The sequence below is a fragment of the uncultured Veillonella sp. genome, assembly GCF_934230905.1.
Taxonomy (GTDB): domain Bacteria; phylum Bacillota; class Negativicutes; order Veillonellales; family Veillonellaceae; genus Veillonella.
Genome location: NZ_CAKQFJ010000007.1, coordinates 52,236 through 71,270, shown reverse-complemented (window position 1 = coordinate 71,270; position 19,035 = coordinate 52,236). Strand labels below are relative to the sequence as shown.

14 protein-coding genes are annotated in these 19,035 nt (G+C 38.3%); all 14 read right to left on the bottom strand.

The annotated features are described in order from the left end of the window. Positions 1-56: 56 nt before the first annotated feature. Positions 57-740, bottom strand: a complete 684-nt coding sequence (locus tag Q0E20_RS03050) for a hypothetical protein (protein WP_295996116.1) — start codon at positions 738-740, stop codon at positions 57-59. Next, positions 722-2,173 carry an AAA family ATPase gene (locus Q0E20_RS03045; protein ID WP_295996114.1) on the bottom strand — a complete coding sequence of 484 codons (1,452 nt, stop codon included), beginning with the start codon at positions 2,171-2,173 and terminating at the stop codon, positions 722-724. Before Q0E20_RS03045 ends, Q0E20_RS03050 begins: the two co-directional genes overlap by 19 nt. Before the next feature lie 293 nt (positions 2,174-2,466). Next, entirely contained in the window at positions 2,467-3,840 is a 1,374-nt protein-coding gene (locus tag Q0E20_RS03040; RefSeq protein WP_295996111.1) for a YadA-like family protein, read from the bottom strand. A gap of 35 nt (positions 3,841-3,875) precedes the next feature. Beyond that, positions 3,876-4,481, bottom strand: coding sequence for a hypothetical protein (locus tag Q0E20_RS03035; protein WP_295996108.1), 606 nt, complete (start codon positions 4,479-4,481; stop codon positions 3,876-3,878). Between the two features lie 193 nt (positions 4,482-4,674). Beyond that, positions 4,675-5,385 carry a sigma-70 family RNA polymerase sigma factor gene (locus Q0E20_RS03030; protein ID WP_295996105.1) on the bottom strand — a complete coding sequence of 237 codons (711 nt, stop codon included), beginning with the start codon at positions 5,383-5,385 and terminating at the stop codon, positions 4,675-4,677. A 160-nt stretch (positions 5,386-5,545) separates the two neighbouring features. Then, the gene (locus Q0E20_RS03025) at positions 5,546-6,571 is read right to left on the bottom strand and encodes an ATP-binding protein (protein WP_295996099.1); all 1,026 of its coding nucleotides are present in this window, start codon (positions 6,569-6,571) and stop codon (positions 5,546-5,548) included. 181 nt (positions 6,572-6,752) lie between these two features. Beyond that, positions 6,753-7,898, bottom strand: a complete 1,146-nt coding sequence (locus Q0E20_RS03020) for a glycoside hydrolase family 3 N-terminal domain-containing protein (protein WP_295996095.1) — start codon at positions 7,896-7,898, stop codon at positions 6,753-6,755. A gap of 315 nt (positions 7,899-8,213) precedes the next feature. Further along, entirely contained in the window at positions 8,214-8,882 is a 669-nt protein-coding gene (locus Q0E20_RS03015) for a hypothetical protein (RefSeq protein ID WP_295996092.1), read from the bottom strand. An 841-nt stretch (positions 8,883-9,723) separates the two neighbouring features. After that, on the bottom strand, positions 9,724-12,024 hold the full coding sequence (locus tag Q0E20_RS03010; protein WP_295996090.1) for an autotransporter outer membrane beta-barrel domain-containing protein: 2,301 nt from the start codon (positions 12,022-12,024) through the stop codon (positions 9,724-9,726). Between the two features lie 279 nt (positions 12,025-12,303). After that, complete coding sequence (locus Q0E20_RS03005; protein WP_295996087.1) at positions 12,304-13,512, bottom strand: lipopolysaccharide assembly protein LapB; 1,209 nt, start codon at positions 13,510-13,512, stop codon at positions 12,304-12,306. Between the two features lie 259 nt (positions 13,513-13,771). Beyond that, entirely contained in the window at positions 13,772-15,097 is a 1,326-nt protein-coding gene (locus Q0E20_RS03000; protein ID WP_295996085.1) for an S-layer homology domain-containing protein, read from the bottom strand. 268 nt (positions 15,098-15,365) lie between these two features. Beyond that, entirely contained in the window at positions 15,366-16,694 is a 1,329-nt protein-coding gene (locus tag Q0E20_RS02995; RefSeq protein WP_295996083.1) for an S-layer homology domain-containing protein, read from the bottom strand. 64 nt (positions 16,695-16,758) lie between these two features. Then, positions 16,759-18,078 carry an S-layer homology domain-containing protein gene (locus tag Q0E20_RS02990; protein ID WP_295996080.1) on the bottom strand — a complete coding sequence of 440 codons (1,320 nt, stop codon included), beginning with the start codon at positions 18,076-18,078 and terminating at the stop codon, positions 16,759-16,761. A 273-nt stretch (positions 18,079-18,351) separates the two neighbouring features. Continuing rightward, the gene (locus Q0E20_RS02985; RefSeq protein ID WP_295996078.1) at positions 18,352-19,035 is read right to left on the bottom strand and encodes an RloB family protein; all 684 of its coding nucleotides are present in this window, start codon (positions 19,033-19,035) and stop codon (positions 18,352-18,354) included.

Here is a 19,035-nt window from a genome sequence, read left to right as displayed (position 1 = left end):
TACGAAAAAGGAGCTGTAACTAAACAGCTCCTTTTTATACTATCCATCAGTCCACCCTATATAAAACATAATCCTAAATTAGAATTACGTTCTAATGAGTGATTATCTTGTTTTATATAATCCCACGATTCTTTATAATCTGTGCATTGGGAAAATGCAGACTCACTTATAAATTTAATAAATTCATTTATATCATAATAATACTTTTCGGTAAAAGCCAATGAGTTAATCTTCTTCTCCTCATCTGTAGCATTGGGGTTATCATGTAACACATGATCCAAATTGCAGGACATATAATATATTTTATAAGGAATGCTATTCCACATTACAGAGGTCCGTGAACTTAAGACATTTAAATTCTCACGCTTACGTTCATTTCGCCCAATAGCCTCTTTTCGATTTGGAACTATAATATTTTCAAATGTATATACAAAATTATCTTTTGTCGTATCCTCAATAATAGCAGAGTTATTAATAAAAGCCCCATCCATATCAACTAAATGTATAATTTGCTGAACATCCGTAGCTTTAAAATGATTATTTTCAGCATATATCTTAATTTCATTACCTAATCTAGCCTTAATATTCGACTGATTTATCCCTTTTTTAGAGGTAATATCACCGTACATAATTTTCATATGTACAGTGTTGCTATCAAAAAATTTAGAGAAGAATAATTCCAACGAATCCGCATCAGAAGGTCCTTCAACAATAACAAGTACTATTTTTCGTCGTGCCATTTATATGCACCAGCTTTCCTAAAGGCATAAGAAATTTCAGCATTATTGGTCGATTTATATAATTCTTCGTTCTGTTCCCCCAGCATAATATCTCGATAATAAAAATCACGGAGATTATTACTTGTCTTTACATTGACCATTCGCGTATATCGATTGCTAGGATTAGTTGTGGTAAAAGCAATACAGCCTTTATCAAGTGTTTCTAAAGGTCTTAGGTTATGAGATGTAAATATTAATTGACCCTCACCTTTTTCTGAAATGATTCGTAAAATCTCGCCAAGTAAGTATTCAAAAATACCGGAATCTAGCTCATCTATGGCAACTGTAATGGACTTTCTATTATATACAGATATTAATAAACCTAAAACAGAAATAATTTTACGTATTCCTTCAGATTCATATTTTAATGGAATATACGTATTAGATTTATAAGATACTAACTCAAATCGCTCTCCATCTTGATTATCCTGCAATTTTTCCTTACCTAATGTTTCCACACCTATAGTTAATCCAGGGACAATTTGAGTTAATACCAAATTCATCATAGCTATACTATCTCTGATATCTTGTACAACAGCTATAGGAAATACATTAGGTTGATTTAGAGATAAACCTATCGTCCCTACAATGTGTCTCGTATCAGCCCGATAGTTTATTTCTAGTGGAAGTGCATCGAGACTAATTAAGCCACTATGTTCCGTTGTTACTACAAATAAATCATGATTTCCGTATTTTACTAAGTCTGTCAAAATCGAATATACTAATGCAAAATCTTGATTTGTACCCATCATTTTATTACGATGATAAAGTCGTTTCATAAACTCTGGAGAAAAAATGAAAGATCTAGATTCCGCATTTGCTTGCTTCTTATTTACAATTAGATCTGTAATATCATCAATATCACGACCAACTAGTAAATCTAATTTTGATTTAGGTTTAAAGATTTGTTTGGCCTGTACATCTGTGTCAATTAAAACACTTTTTCTAATATTCGAATCTATACTTTCAAGCTTATATTGTAATCGCTCTTTTGTAATACAAATACGATGTTCTCCAGCTCTGATATCATCCGTTATATTGCTTTCACCAGTAGTCGATGAGGTAATGCCTAATTCCACCTGATAATCTACTAAAATATGCTTATGATTATCCTCTATTAGTAATTCAAAATTTAATTCACACGTATGAGAGGCAGAGGATATATTGATATAGTCACAAATTGTAGAAGGCAATTTCTGGCCTGTAAGTAATAATTTTAAAATGCTAATCGCATCTATAAGAGCTGTTTTACCAGAACCATTTTGACCATATATACCTAATAGACTCGACTTATAGTCTTTTCTGGTGTTTATGAAATTAATACATCCATGTTCAACATTCTTTATATTATCTATCGTCATAGATAGTAAACGAATATATTTGGTAGTGTTCATGTACTTACCTCCTAGTATGCTAAGTGTAACACACCAACTATTTATATTCAAACAAATTGCAAAAACGATATTTTATATTACGATTTCTTATTTTAATTTCCATTTTGTAATACTATATATATAAAACTACGACAGAATAAATCGCTTACGGTTTCGTATACCCTATGGTTGCCAGTTACAATATTAGTACTAAAAAACGGATAGATAATCGCAATGGATTAACTATCCGCTTATATACTGAGGTTTTTATGAATGATCTGTCTCTACTATACAGCTATTTAAGTATCTCAATATTATTTGTTATTTAATTTTTGTACGAGCATATCTACTGTTTCTTGCAACTTTTTGTTTTGAGTTTCCAATGTATTAACTCGTTGTTCGAGAGCATTATAGGAAGCAGGAGAGATTTTTTGTAATGTTTTGTTTTCGCCGAATTTATAGGATACACCAAGGTTGGCCATGATGTGGTCGTTAACTGTAGCACCTGCAGTGAGGAGCAAGTTTTCTTTTGGATAATAACCAACACCGAGAGCGAGGGCATTAGCATCTTTGTAGTGACCAATGCCGCCCATCACTTGTACTCGATTATCTGGATCAAATTGCATTGGATGTAATGCAGCTAGTGCCGCAGCACGAGCATCGCCTTTATTAGCCTCTTTTCCAATGTTATTAATTTTGTTATATAGATTATCGATTTGTTGGTTCGCACCATATAATTGAGAACCATTGATAGCATCCGTAGAGTCTGCACTAACACGGCCAGCAGCTACATGTGTGATGGTCCGTTCTTGACCGGTGGCGCCTACTGATACTGTAGATACTGGTGCAGTACCGGCAAAGTTAACGGTACCACCTGCATAGGTATAGCTTGGAGTGCTCACCACATCACTACTTTCAGCAGTGGAATTATTACCTAATACAACTGCATTATCTAACGATGTGTTCACATTATTGCCCATTACGAATGTATTATTGGCACTAACTTGGTTCTTATTACCTACGCTATAGGAATTATCACCCTTAACGGCGGCCACATTATAGGTACCTACGCCAAAGGCGCCCGATTGGTTACCTTCAATTTTATTGTATGCACCCACGGCAGAGTTTTTGTTACCTTGAAAGATAACGCCATGACCCATGCCATAGTTAAAATCACCATTCACTTTAGAGTTAGAGCCAATCAACACCGTATTGTTACCTGTGCTACCACTAGCTTGTGATCTACCAATCCACACATTTTTATTACCCGTAGCACCGGCACCAGTAAAGTAACCGATAGCAACGGTATCAGAAAGAGTGGCTTTATAACCTGCAGCAAGGGTCCCAAGGAAATTGTAATCGCCCTTGCCTTCAACAAAAGTTTTTCCGCCTAATGCGACATTGCCACCACCATTTGATCCGTTTAACGCTAAACGTCCAATGGCGATATCATTTCCTTTTGCATTTGGATCTCCAACATATGTATATGGATTACTATTAGTAGCACCGGTTTGACCACCTAAGGATACATTGTCCGAATTGGAGAAAGTAGATCCCTGTAATCCTATATTATAGGTTGCACCACCCGTTGAAACGATAGGTGTATCGGCGGCTTGAACCAACCCGATAGAAGATACTCCGAGCAAACTAACCATTGTTATCACACGTAATTTTGTTGCGTAATTCATATTACGTCCCTCCCAGACTCTCTAAATATGTGTTGCTATACTCCCGCTAGTGTTCTCGATGCGCCATAGATTTCAGCCACCACATAAGGGTTACCGCAGGTACTCAATTTAGCAAGCATCCGTTTCGTATAATCTAAATGCTCTAACAAAGCATCACGTAGTTTGCGTTGCACGTGGTCAGGGGAATGAAATACAAGTATAGGATCAAAGTCTCCTATGATGATATACGTTGTATGTGGTTCTGGCCCTGGCTCAATATGGTATTGAAATGGGATAATAACGTTAAATAAACCATATACCACATCGCGCGCAATTGGTTTTCGTGCTTTAAGACAAGCAAATGTCATGTTAGGACCTAATGTTCGTGGATCCGTATACATAGGCTTTGACCGTCTCGTTGATTGAATGCCGTTTGCTAAAACACCCTCGTGACGTGCTACCTCTCGCAATACCGTTTTAATGGATTTGTGAATGATATCACGCCGACCATCTACATAGTAACAGGCTGTGCAATCACCACCATCTATGTAAACAGGGATTAAGCAACATATATGGTGATCTACATCGCCATATATTGCATTTGGATTACAAGAAATTGATTCTTTATTACTTACCTTGTGATACGCTGTATTTTGCATCATTATAACCTTTCTTAAGATTAATGAGTAATAAAACTAAGGAATTCCTCTTGTAAAATTGTATAAATAACACGTGTTATATAAATGTGCTTTAGCAGCACTTATGAGTTAATTGTATACCTATAATTAGAAACTGTAAATATATAAATTAAAAAATATTTTATTTTTTTTAACTTTGATTATTACTATTTATATTTTACATATCTTGCCAATGGAATTGTTTGTTATCAGCTACCATCATGTAGTACCGTAGTTGATCAATCGCCTTTTGATGGCGTTGTTGTACTGCTTGTCTCGATTGATGTGACTCACATCCTATAGCAGCACAGCTTTTACCATCCCGATATAAAGCATACAATAACTGTTGTTGTTCTCGAGGCAGCTGCTTAAATGCAGACCATAGACGATTGCGCAATTCGTCTTCTATCGAGGAACTAATGAGGTCTTGTTCAATATCTACATCATCAGGAAATTGGTCCATCGCTGGCTCCGCTACATCATCCCCTGTACACATAGGTAAGGTCAATTCGTAGCGCCATTGTTGTACTGATTGTTTGTAAAAATTGAGATATCCATAACGGATGTTCGCTTTTACATATCCTGAAAATGGTACTTTCCCTGACGTGTGAAAGCTATAAATCGATTCAATAAAGATAATCCACAGAAATGATTCTACATCATCTGTCAATGTTGCGGTACTCAATCGCCTCGCATAGCTAGCGATGAGTGGCCGATAGCGCCGACACAATTCAACTTGTGCCGCATCAATTGTCAATTCTTCAATAGGCCATATGCCTCGATCTGTACTGAGAACCGATACACGACGCTCCTGACAAACGCGTACTAAACTTAGGTCTGTCACCGATTGCAAAACCTTTGAGGGACATACCACATGTTTTACATTCATATTCAATCCTTTCTGCCTAGGCTCACCTGCAATATACACCTAAATAAATATTTAGACAAACAAGAAATTCCGCCGTAAATGCATAGATTTACAGCGGAATTTTTGTTGTTTCCTATGTAATTGTATAGTATTACAATACTATTACAGAAAAGTACGTGAATTATACAATGTTAGCTAATTGGGGTTTTACAACTGTATCGTAAATATATGGACCCTGTCCAGCATTGATTTCCTCAAGATATGGGAATACAAATTGATACCAAAATTGGAACATCGTATTAACAAAATGGTAGTCTGCGTAACGCAATGGTCCACGACTTCCCCCTTGTATACGTCCAATAATTTCCATATCAAGTAGGTCGGCCATACGAGTTGCAAAGGTGCCGCTTTTCAATTCACTAGCATGACATAATTCTGTATAAAACGGCTTATCTAGTTGTGCCAATGCATATAAAATGGCATTAGCGGCTCCTGTATTCCGAATGTAACGCATCAGTAACCGTTGCGGTTCCACACACAAGAATCCTTGTGGTTTAAAGAATAAACGCACAATATTATCATCTACCGATGCAGATGGATCTATCTGTACAAGATTACCAGGCATCCCACCTGTTACATGGTATAGCTTAGCAAGATATTCATCCGTATAATCCCAACCTAATGCTCTCACATCATCAAGTGTAAATGGATGTACCTTAAAATAGCTATGGATGTAGGCAGCAATCAAACTCGACTCTCCAATGATGCGACCTTTTAATTGATCCACATGAGTTCCCATGAGAAGTATAAATACGTTACCATGGTTAAGATAGGTTTCCATCAAATCGCGTAATATGATAGGTGCCTGTGGCACTGTGTCTACAAACGAAGGATAATCATCTATGATACACATAACTCGTTTGTCAAGACTCGCTTGAAAAACACCGCGCAAAGCCTCTTCCAAGGTCTGATATGTCCCAGATGGCTTTTTTAATTCTCTCTCAATGGATCGAATATGAATAGACTCATTTGCTAATCGTCCAAGTAGATAGACCGTATGCCCCGGTTCTAATCGAGACTGTAACTCTCTAGCAATATGTGTCTTACCTACGCTATAAGGACCATAGACAACACTCATCTCCATATAGTCCTTATTGTACTGTTCCATTATGGCGTCAATGACGGCCTCATGGTTACTACATTTCATATAGGATCTCACCTCCCTTAAAACTAATTCTCAGGAGTTTATTATATCATAATTTAAATAAACTATAAAATATATTCCATAGTTTTTAATAAACTTATAATAATTTCATCTTTTACACATAAAAAAAACTCTTTTCTCATAAGAAGAAAAGAGTTTTTATCTTGTATTTGATAGACCTATACTACTGATCATTGCTGAATTTCATAAGCATAATACGACGCACCGATGCATCAAGGCGATCTTCGGAAATAGTTCCATCGGCTACAGCTTGTAGCAACGCATCACGAACCTCTTTAATATGCTTGGCATCATTGCGTATGATAACCATGTCACTACCTGCATTGATGGTGCGTACGGCATACTCTGCCATAGACATACCAGAAACGGTAGCACCGACCTCAATATCATCGGTAACAACTACACCAGTAAAGCCAAGTTCATTCCGCAACCAATCCGTAAGTATCGGCTTAGATACACTAACAGGATGAGTAGCATCAACAGAGGTGACTTTCACAGCATTCACCATAATCATAGGATGTTCCTCTTTGGTCGCATCGATAAGGCGAGCAAACACGCGCCCATCATCATCCATAAGACTTGCTTTTGATGTATCCACAGTCAGCCCTGGCACAGTATAATCTGCACCACCCGGAAAGAATTGATATCCCGTAAACACATGGTTTGTAGCATATCGTTTGGTAATGATTTCACCAATCCGTGCCGCTCGATCAACATCATCCGTATACGAATAGAACGAATGGGTATTTACCATCACACCCAAATTAAGATTGAACCCTAAGTCACGCATCTCAATGGCCGTACGCGTCGCCAAACTAGATACCGCATCAAGGCCTTGCTTAGATAGTATCTTAGGCTGTATCCAAGGCAGCATTAAGCTAGGTCGATACTGCATACGTTCCCGATTCATAGCGATAAACGGAGGCATCAAACTCGAAACATTCGCATTGTCGCGTATACCTTGTGTGAAAGTCCGTACTTGCTCCTTAGATACCATATTATCATTATCAAGCAAAATACCGCCTACCCGATATTTACGCATGATATCCTTTTGAGGCTCCTCCAATGTAGTGCCTTGAAGACCAACAAACAATAATTGACCTATCTTATCCTCTCGTGACATAGTACGCACACTTTGTTCAGCCTTTTCTGCAGCCGACGCATTCATAGCCGCAATCGCCTTATACCCTACAGGACCACGATCAGCATGTACCGTTGTAGAGGTTTCCTCCCGATTGCATCCAGAAAGAGTGCATACCGTAGATACGATTAATACTCCGTACAACAGCCTTTTTACAAACTGTTTCATTTCTCTCTACCTTCTATAACTCAACTATACATCAATTAATACATCAATACATTTAGACCTATGCCGTCCCAGTCATACGTCTATGGTTACCACTTATATACTTGTATTATATACCATTTGTTTCATTAATGCCTCATCAATGTCTCATCAAACTAGTGATGTACTAATGACGATAAAATAAAACACTGCCATCTAAACATATATAGCTAATATAATTTCAGCATACATATATCTAGATAGCAGTGTTCAAAAATCACATAGAGTAAGAGCTACGAGTTAGGAAACGTTACAGGCTCTTTGTATTATGCGTTTACATTATTTATTTGTCCAACTAACATAATGCGTACCATTTGTCTCATTTTCATCAGATTCATTAGTTGTTTGTTGCGGCGTTTTATGAAGTGTCATCACTGTTTTAGCCGCTACCTTTTTCACTGGACCTGTCGGTAATACAATTGGTACTTGTGTGTTAACTCTTACAGGACCATTAGCAGGTATCGGTGTTTGAACTGGTGTCGACAAAGCCTTAGCGATGATAGGTTGAGGTGCCGTTTGAGGTGTAACAGCTTGCATAGCTGTTTGAGCCGCTACAGATGGTGCTGTCGTTTGTTGTGCCACCACTGGTTTTGGCGCTTTTTTAGGTGCATCTGGTTGTTGACGTGCCACACGAGTCGCTGCCAAGATACCTGGATTTCGATACAATAATTGACCACCTTCGGTAGATAATTTTTGATCATAATAATATACATCGGCATTATAATATTCACTACCACTGGCCACATCATAGCGCAAACCAATCATAGTATACACCGTAAAATGCAATAACCCATCCGGTTTACTGCGATCAACAGAATCACGGTCCACATACCAGTTATTACCATTATAGGTGAAAGCATAAATATCTTGCCGAGCATCGGCATTGGGTATAACAGATATAAACAGCGCTGCTACAAACATAGCCACTGCACATATACGTTGAAACATGAGGCCTCCTCAATATGAAATACTACCTAACACTAATACTATATGTACTATATGAGTCGCACCTTAATACGTATTATATAAATAGTACCTATATATATACATTAATACATACTAATGGTAGGTAGATTATGTAAGTATAAAATGATTGTATACGATTTAACAACTTATTATACCACATTTTCTGAGATTGCGTTCCTGAGATATGCCTATTGGGAATTACTACAGGCGTGTTCTAATTTAAAATCCATATTTTCCTTTAATTCATATATCTGTATTTATAGATACTTATTGCTTAACTCATATGTTCGCATTATAATTGACCTAAGATAGTCGGCGAGGTTGGGCCTCTCTTCGTTAATGGAGGGAGGGGTGCTCTATGAGTGATTATGAGTTAATCATGATAATTCTAGAGGTGATGACTGTTGTTATTGCCTTTGGTGCACTTGTGGCTCTTATTTGTCTTGGAAAAGACAAATAGCCCTTCGTTATCCTAAAATAGCTAGGTAACTGAAAGGCCATTTCATCACTTTTATACTTCTTGAGATGAGCCTGACGGAACTACTCGTCTGACTATCTTCTTATATTATAAAGATAATTATATATATCGTCAAATTCAAATGAACTCAATACATATATGATGTTTCATAAATTAGTACAGGCCTGTAGTATTGGAGAGACCTCTTAACACCTCTCCTAGAAATTAGAACAGGCCTGTTCTAATTCTAAAGAGACCATATTTATAAAAGCCCCAGAGTACTAACAGCTAATATATACAGCTGTTAGTACTCTGGGGCTATTTATATATCGACTATATTCTCAGATTATTTTAGGTAAACATATCTTAGAATTTATGTGTAAATCCAGCGTTCACAGACCATCCTGCTTTATAGTCACCAGATAATCCGGTGCTAATATCAGCATAAAGGCTATTGTTAACATTGATGCCATAGCGGCCACCGAATGCAAGATCAGTCCATGTGCCTTTAAGGTCTTGTTCTGTGGATTTTACAGTGGAACCACTTGTGTATGTAGTTTTCACCGAACCAGAAAAGGCATGGTTAACGCCGACACGAGTATAGATACTGCCTGCGCCAAAGGTCTTGCCAATTTCAAGGCCAAGACCGCCAGCAGTGCTGCTAACGCCAGCTTGGTCTACATGCATAGTGCCTGCATTAAAGCTATCTCCACCAAAGTGAGTATAGCTCAATTGTGCTTGAGGTTCGATGTATACACCATTTTGTAACCTCACAGTCTTACCATAGCGAGCGCCGATAGTGTATGCATTAGCCTTCGTTTCGCCAGATAGGCTTTCACCAATTTCATTACGAGCTGTGAAAGTATTCGTTACGCGACCAACTTGGGATTCAAGTTGAATGTATTGATCTCGGCCAAGGTCTTTCAAACCATATGCACCAACAGCTAAGGCCTTTTCTTTGCCAGAGCCATTGAACACATAATCATCGTGACCACGAAGGTAAGACACTTGACCGCCTACGGTCCAGCCGCTGCTAGTTTTAGCATCGTAACCACCTTGAATGCGTGTATAGGTTGTGTCGGTATCAATACCTTGTGCATCATAGCTGTATTGACCGCCACCGATATGAGCCCAAATACCTGTTGTTGCACCTTGTTGCAATGCACGAGGGCGATACATATTTGTTAATGTGCGCCAGCCGTTGATATTACTCATAATCGCAGAACGAGCGCCACGCATATGCGGAGTATCATATGCCGTTGTTTGAGCAGGTGTTGGGGTTGGCACCGGTTGTGGTGCAGGTTGCGGTGTTGGAGTAGGCGCTGGTGCCGGTTGTGGTGCCGGTGTTGGCGCTGGTGCCGGTTGTGGCGCCGGTGTTGGCGCTGGTGCCGGTGTTGGAGCCGGCGTTGGTATCGGTTGTGGCGCTGGTGTTGGCGCCGGTTGTGGCGTTGGTGTCGGTTGTGGCGTTGGTACCGGTTGTGGCGCTGGTGTTGGTGTTGGCGTCGGTTGCGGTGTAGGTGTTACTGTTGTATTATCATATACATATTTACCTTGTCCGTTTTGATCGGCTTGCCATGTAATAGCACCTTCTTTAGCATAGCCAGACGTTAATACCTTAAAACGTCCAGACTCAGCACCTTCAGAGGCAATAGCTACTGTGCCTTCAAGGTTTCTTTCACCAGTCACATAATTATGGTAATACACCTTATGTGCAAGGTTATCTAAAACCTTATTTACATTATCCTCAGTAGACAAGTCTAGTCCTTTGCGGCTGGTGTATAGATGAGCGCCAGAATTAGGGGCTGCACTTGTGATATGAATATCACCACCCCAGAAGGAATCAGCCGTTAAACCATTATATGTTGTGGTTGGCGGTGTATATTCTGGATCCTCGGTATCTGCATATTCCTCATTAGGATCATAAATAAAATTCACATGGCCTTCGAGCTTATCAATATAGAGTTTATTATGCTCATTTTGCTCTACCATATTTTGGAAATTACGATTCGTAGAGCCAACGAGTCGATGTACACGGCTAGGCATCGTACTGCTATCAAGGTTAGTGCCACTAAGGCCGCCTTGATACAAAAGCTCCCAATCCCCTCTTTCACCAAGGAACACATTGATATTATTAAAATTTCGCCTATTTTCATCAGATAAATTGAAAGCTAGCCCAGACCAATTGGATTCCTCACCATCTATACCGATATTAATGGTTGAGCTATGAATTGGATCATTTTTAACTATAACATCGCCTTCAACGAATATTTTATCACCCGTAAACTGGCCATCTTGGTCCTGAACGCCTATATTAATTGCGCCGCCTTGAGCAAGAGCAACAGGTGTACTCACGCTACCAGAATAATACACACCTTCTTTCAATGTAATGGTACCACCATTTTTACTAGTAGCAAATGCACTATGACCATAACCAATATGAGAACGTCCATCTTCAATAATAACCATACCACCATTCGCTACTATAGAAGATATATTTTTATCGTATTCTGGGAATACACGTATCATATCATCACTGTTAGCTACGATATCTGCATTATTAGTATACGGAGCGGTATACGCCGCATCTACCATCATATTAGGCATTACAGATCCAGCAATCGTCAGCGCTACAGCTAGCGATAGCTTTGCTTTACTTACATGTCTCATAAAAGTCCTCTCACTCTCACAATATAAACAAATCATAAATTATCTTAAATTATAATTTATAATTTGTTGTTTGTAAATATGAGAGAAATAAAATTAGTACAGGACTGTAGTATTGGCTGAGCCCATTAACACCTCTCCTGAAAATTAGAACAGGCCTGTTCTAATTTAAAATCCCCTTGATAAGAGTACCTAGATACTCATCAAGGGGATTGTTTTAGTTATGGAAAAGACAAATAGCCCTTTGTTATCCTTGGATAGCTAGTGAACTCAAGTCACATCTTAGGCTTTAAATATAACACCATTATGCTCTAGTTGTTCCACCGTTTTTTTACCAATGCCCGGTAGCATTAATACTTCTTGTTTAGTAATTGTTTTAAAATCACCTACTGTGTATAGGCCAGCTTGTGAAAGTGTAATCTGTGCACCAAACCGTATATTGTCATATACCGGATTGCTACGCACAGCCCCTTCTTTAGCAACCTCTACGGGACTCACATGAACTGCCTCGCATTTTCCCATATAACTATCATTAGAGTACCGATTCACAACAATTAGACCGGTAACACGTTCATACGCATCATATAAAGTCTGCCATAATGGGCTTTCAAAATTCACCAATTGAGTCGGTAAAAATGAGATAGCAATATATAAGCTTATTAATTCCCGTGGATCGAAATCAATGTCAATCACTTGGTCTACCATATACATAATGGTCTCTAAATGGTCTTCTACAAAATCGTTCCACCGCGTTGCATCTTGTAATAACCAATCAATATCTTCATATTCGTCTACAAGATCTGCTAATACATCATGGGCAATCTTACTTTCACCACACTGCAAAGCCAATAAAATATACAGCATATGCATCGGCAACATGATATCTGGCGCCTGATTAAATGCATTTTGTATATCATCGCAACATGCAAGATAGCGTTGGTACACCTTGCGGCCGCAATCCCAGTTGGCGGCACCACAACAAGCAACCATCATATACACAAGAAATCCCGAATGATCTTGCTTGTCCCCGTGAAAGACAGGCGTAAAGCATGCAATCGCATCATTATACATATTATATTCTAAATATATCATCCCCATGTCGATGAGGCAGCGCATATAAGGACGCGCCTCTATTATATGCCAATCCATTTTCTTAGGCTTTTTCAACGATTCTACTAGCTGTTTTAGCTGATGAAGTTGAAAGCTTGGATGCAACTCAAGAGCTATCAGTTCCCGTTTAGCATCTACTTCGTCAGGGCATAATGTAAGAATCTTATTGTACAATTTCTTTGATTCCTCAGTCGTATCAGCCTCTTTTGCAGCCTCGTATAAATCACGTAATTTCATTTCTATCGTATCATTAAAATCACCACGATTATATTGAGTCATAAATGATTCTATCAAATCCTCAATAGATTTGAATTCAGCCTCATGTTCAGATACAAATTGTTTCTGTAAACGTAATAATAACTCACTTTGAAAGCTAAACATAGAGTGTCTCCTTATACATATGAACGTAAGAATACTACTTATATGTAATATATCACGAGGAGATATATTAATTCTAGAGGTGATAACTCAACCTCTTGATATCTCTTCTGAAAATTAAAACAGGCCTGTAGTATTGACCGCACCCCTTAATACCTCTCCTAAAAATTAGAACAGACCTGTTCTAATTTAAAATCCCCTTGATAAGTACCCAGACTCATCAAGGGGATTATTTTAGGTATGAACGATACCAATCATCATATTAGAATTGGTAGTTAAGGTCTACGCGGTAGTAGTTGGAAAGTGTTTCGTTATTGCCGGTAGCCTTGTTCGTTTTGTTATTGAAACCGTAGTATGCAGTTACACCAAGGTTCTTTTGTAATGCGTAGTTAGCAGTTAATAACCAGCCTTTGAAGCCTTGGTAGTTTCTTGCACTAATTGCACCAGTTGGTGTAGCCACCCAAGCTGTATTGGTTGTATCGTAGGCAATATCCCATGTGGAGGATGCGGCGCCTAGGTTTTGACCGAAGTTGAAGTATTGTGCTTTTACATCCCAAGAACCGCGTTTTGCTTGGTCATAGTTACCATAGCCAAGACCAGCAGTCCATGCAGAACCGTGAGAAACGCCAGCAGCTTTCACCCATTCGCCGCCAATCCAAACTTTATCAAAGTTTAGATCTGTGCTGAAGCCATACATGTTTTTAAGGTCATCACTGCCGGATTTGTGCGCATTTCTACGTGCATAAAAGCCGCCAAGATTTACATGTTTATTAAGTTGACCTTTAAGTCCTGCATAGGTAAATGTTTTGTTGGATTTTTTAGTTAGACCATCAAAAGCACCTGCCACACCATAACCGTAAGCTGCTTGGAATTGAACCTTATCGTTGCCTGCATTGAATTGAACGCCGTCAAATGTATCATCGTAAATCAAACCATTACCAAGCATTTGATCGAAACGACCAGCTTTCACAGACACGCGTTCACCAAATTTGTGATTTACATAAGCCCGGTCAATACTAGCCGTTGCATTGCCACCAGTCGTAGCATCGCCAAATTCAAAGTCCTCAGATGTTACGCGAACCACAGCATCTGTGCGGTCATTTACCTTCGCATTAAATTGAATGCGAGCACGCGCGTCGAATTGAGAACCTTTGCTATAATCGCCCATAGCATTTACATAGTGACCATTTTTCTTTTGGGAACCAAAATAACGAAGACGCATGTCACCGGTTACTTTCACATTACCAACGCGATCTTCTAAACGAGCCACACGAACGCCCAAATTATTCAATTCGTTAGAGAATTCGTCAGCCAAACGATTAATCAAGGCTTGTTGTTCCGCATTCGCACGATCTTGGTTAGCAAGCGCTTTCGCTACCATTTGTGCTACTTGGAAACGAGTAATACCATTTTCGCCTCTGAAAGTACCATCTGGATAGCCAGTAATGATGCCAGTGCTAGCCAATTGGGATACAGCTTGGTATGCCCAAGAATCAGGGGTTACATCGGAAAATGGGTTGGCAGCAAATGCAGTTGTTACACCCAACACAGCAGTTGCTGCAAAGATAGCGGCAAATTGTTTTTTCATAACTATACCTCTCTCCAAAAAAGAACCATACACATCTGCAACTCGGCCTACTAACACTGTATCTCCCTAACCCCTTATAGGTAATAACCGTTACATTACAGAATATAACATAAGTATAACATACTATAACAATTATTTTATAATTTATTATAAAGTTCATTGGATTTTCATGGGGATAAACATAAAACCTCTACCATGACAAAAGAGATGACAAAATATTCATTTCGTCATCTCTTTATATGTAACTAAATTGTACTAGTTTATTTGATTAGAATTGATAATTAAGCTCTACACGGTAGTAGTTTGGTAAATATTCATTAAGTGAACTATCGATGCGATGCGTTTTATTCTTAAATCCATAATATGCATTGAGACTCACATTATCTTGCAATGCGTAGTCCACAGTGGCCATCCAGCCTCTAAAACCACGGAATGTAGACACAACAGACGGTGGTGTCGCATTATAATCCCAATGGAGATTATTAGCATCAAATGGGAATTTCCATTTAGACGCATAAGGTGCTAAATTTTGATCAAAGCTAAAGTATTGCGCCTTTACATCCCAAGTTCCTTTTTTCGCAGCATTGTAATTACCATAGCCGATACCAGCAGTCCAAGCATGGCTATGTGCGGTGCCAACCGCTTTCGCCCATTCGCCGCCAACCCAAAGCTTATTAAAATTCATATCTGTGCTTACACCATACAAATTACCGTATGTATTAAAATAACCGGATTTATCTCTTCTATGACGAGAGTAGAATGCACCCACATCAATATGCTTATGTAATGTACCTTTGAGGCCTGCATAATTATATTGATCTCGCTCTGGCAAGAAACGGTTTTCATTGTTCTCTGCCATCGCATAGCCATGAGTTAATTGAAGTTGAACTTTGTCGTTACCAGTGTTGAACTGAATACCATCGAATGTATCGTCATACAATAAACCATTACCGATGACTTGATTAAAACGGCCCACCTTTACAGACGTATGATTACCAAATTGATGATTTACATAGCCCCGATCGATGGTAAGAGCAGAGTAGATTTCATCACCGTCGCCAAATTCCATTTGATACGTTCTAAAACGAGCCACTACATCGGTGCGGTCATTCACCTTTGCGTTAAACTGCACACGACTACTAACATCAAATTTGGATGGCTTGTAATATTGACCGCCTTGACCGATTAGTACGCCATTTTTCGTAAAGGAACGGCGTAATAAAAACTGCACATCGCCAGATACTTTCACATTACCTACGCGATCCTCTAAACGACCAACACGAACGCCCAAATTGTTCAACTCATTGGCGAACTCATCAGCTAAGCGATTAATCATCGCCTGTTGTTCTGCATTCGCACGATCTTGGTTAGCCATGGCCTTTGCAATCATTTGGGCCATTTCAAAACGGGTTATATCCTTCTGGCCTTTGAAAGTCCCATCTGGATAGCCATTAATAATGCCTGCGCTCGCCAATTGAGATACAGATTGATACGCCCAAGAATCAGGCGTTACATCGGAAAATGGATTTGCTCCGAAGGCAGTCGTTATGCCTAATACAGCCGTTGACGCTACTATAACAGCAAATTGTCGTTTCATAATTTTCCCCCACTCTAAAGCTTATAACTATCACACACAATCGGTTATAAAGAATATGCACAAATTAAAATTGATAATTAAGCTCTACACGGTAGTAATTAGACAATGAACGATACTCACTAGCAAGTTCTGGTTTTGTTTTACCCTTAAATCCAGCATATACACTAAGTCCTAGATTATCTTGTAATGCGTAATCTACAGTGCCTAACCAACCTTTATAACCATTGAACCAATAATGTCCATCATTTAAAGTTTGTGTAGAATCATAAGCAAGATTCCATTTAGAAGATATAGCGCCCATATTTTCATCAAGATTAAAATATTGAGCTTTTACATCCCAAGTTCCCTGTTTAGCTATATCATAATCACCATAACCGACACCAGCAGTCCAGCCTGTACCATGTTCCGTATGGGCTGCTTTCACCCATTCGCCACCAATCCAAACCTTGTCAAAATTCATATCAGTGTGGAAACCATAAAACGTTCTAAATGAGAACCCCCTATTATTTATTGCATTCATACGAGCAAAGAAACCACCTACATTCATATGTTTATGTAACTGACCTCTAAGACTAGTATAGGTAACAGTGTCATTATCTTCTGTAGAAGAATTAAGAAATCTACCTTTTAAGAAATAACCATATGCTGCTTGTAATTGAACTTTTTCATTACCAATATTGATTTGAGCCCCATCAAAAGCATCATCATAGAGATACCCATTTCCGATAACTTGATTAAAGCGGCCCAATTTTGCAGATACATGATTACCAAATCGGTGATTAACATAGGCCTGATCAATGAAAGCTGTATCAGACGGTTCAGTAGTACCAAGATCTATGGTATCACCAAGTTCATACTCTTTCACGGTCATACGTACAACAGCATCAGTATGATTGTTAATCTTCGCATTAAATTTGATACGAGCACGCGCCTCAAATTGGGACTTTTTACTATACTCCCCATCACTTCTTATAAAATTTTCGCCCATAGCCTTAGTGCTAAGATAACGCAACCGTACATCGCCGTTAACCTTCACATTACCAGCACGATCTTCTAATCGGCCTACTCGAACGCCTAAATTATTCAATTCATTAGAGAATTCATCGGCTAAACGATTAATCATCGCTTGTTGCTCTGCATTCGCACGGTCTTGGTTAGCCATCGCCTTTGCAATCATTTGAGCCATTTCAAAACGAGTTATATCCTTTTGGCCTTTGAAAGTCCCATCTGGATACCCATTAACGATACCAGCTGCTGCTAATTGAGATACAGCTTGATAAGCCCAAGAATCTGGTGTTACATCAGAAAATGGATTGGCTGCAAATGCAGTTGTTACACCTAATATAGCAGTTGAAGCTACCATAGTAGCAAATTGTCGTTTCATAAAAATACCTCTCTAAAAACTATATTACACACTCTATAGTTGCTTAAAAATATGCATGATTATTCTCTTATAGCGAAAGTATACAACTATAGTCTTTTTTTTAGTATAACAATGAGAGATAAATTTTCGTTAAGAATATCATAAAATTTTCATATTTTTTTCATTTTTAACAAAACATGAAATTAAAAAGGCTGTACCAAAATATGATTAACTCACATTCTGGTACAGCCTTACGATGCATCACATAATAATTATATATCCCATAGTTTTTATTCATAAAGAATCATGTAATATGTCATCAATAATTTGACCTATATTACTGGTAATTTTACCTTTACAATCATTAATATCTTGATTCAAAAAGCGCTCTTCTTCTATAGCAATAGTAACAAATTCAGCTAATTCACCAATAGCCTTATTACTTTTTGAATCTACACCAGCCTGTTGTTTTAATATGGAATAGGCTAATTTATTTTTCAATCCTTTTGGGGATAATAATTCCGAAATATTTGGTTTAATATATTCAGAAAATCCATTTTCGTAATGTAACAATAAAAATAATTCAAAGCAAGGATTAGTAACACCTACAACAAAATTTTCTTGCCGAGCATTTTCAAGAATATCAGAGTAATGAGGTTGCCCACGTTCAAAAACATCTGCATCAAATACGACAACAATAGTATCTCTTTCACCGTCAAAACAATCTCTAGTTTTATACTCACTCCCGAATTGAACTAATCGCTTAGGTGCAGATATACTCACATCACCTTCGGTCCTCTCTAAAATGCTTATATCAATAAAAGGATGTATACCTAACTTTCTTCGAATTTTCATTAAGTGCTTAAAATAGGCTACTTCCGTTACACTACCTTCACACAAAAATATATACTTCTTTAAAGGTTCTACTTCTTCTTTATCATCTCGTACATTCCAATTAGAAAATTCTCGAAGGCCCAT